General features: G+C 29.6%; 1 protein-coding gene. It reads right to left on the reverse strand.

Annotated features, from left to right (window positions below; genetic code table 11):
* Window positions 1-169 precede the first annotated feature (169 nt).
* A partial coding sequence (locus A5886_RS07705; protein WP_218776634.1) for a class I SAM-dependent methyltransferase occupies window positions 170-802 on the reverse strand: 633 nt, incomplete at its 5' end.

An 802-nucleotide genomic window follows, 5' to 3' on the forward strand; every position in this document is an offset into this window, starting at 1 on the left:
CAATACATTCTCTAATTCAATAACATCTCCCACCCTGTCTCTTATACACATCTAGATGTGTATAAGAGACAGCTATAAAGTTACCATTTCCACAGCCAATGTCCTGTCTCTTATACACATCTAGATGTGTATAAGAGACAGCCATTGCTTTGTCAATACATTCTCTAATTCAATAACATCTCCCACCCTGTCTCTTATACACATCTTTATTTTTAATATGATCAGAAACATTCTGTTGTTTTTCAATACCAACAATATTAGTAAATTTACCATTTTCTATAAAATAATCTATAAAGTTACCATTTCCACAGCCAATGTCTAAAATTCTAGCTATTGTACAATCTGACAATGCTAAAGTATAATTCTTTTCGTTAAACAATGTAAATGCTTCTTCTCCAAGATCCGAATAGAAATCATCTGATAGGGATGCATTTGTTTTTTTAACTAACGATATACTTTCTAGTTCAAGAATGTATTTAATCAAATGATTTATATATCTGCTAGTGGGTGTCTTAAACTTACTTTTCTGACTTACTAAGTCTTTCATATAATTATAATCTTGCAATATTTTGCTCAATTTTTCGTTTTTTCCATCATAGATTTCTTTTAACTTAATGCTCGAACCATCCTTATCATTTTCTTCTAGCATTTCCAAATTTCTTAACAGATCTATATATGCAATATATAAATCTGTTCCATTTAGTTCTTCCAAATTAATCTTTGCTTCTAGGATTTCCTTATTATAAACTTTTAAACACACTATCCGTATGAAGTTCTTCATTCTTGCGTATAATCCATATTC

The organism is Candidatus Enterococcus testudinis (assembly GCF_002140915.1).
GTDB lineage: Bacteria > Bacillota > Bacilli > Lactobacillales > Enterococcaceae > Enterococcus_D > Enterococcus_D testudinis.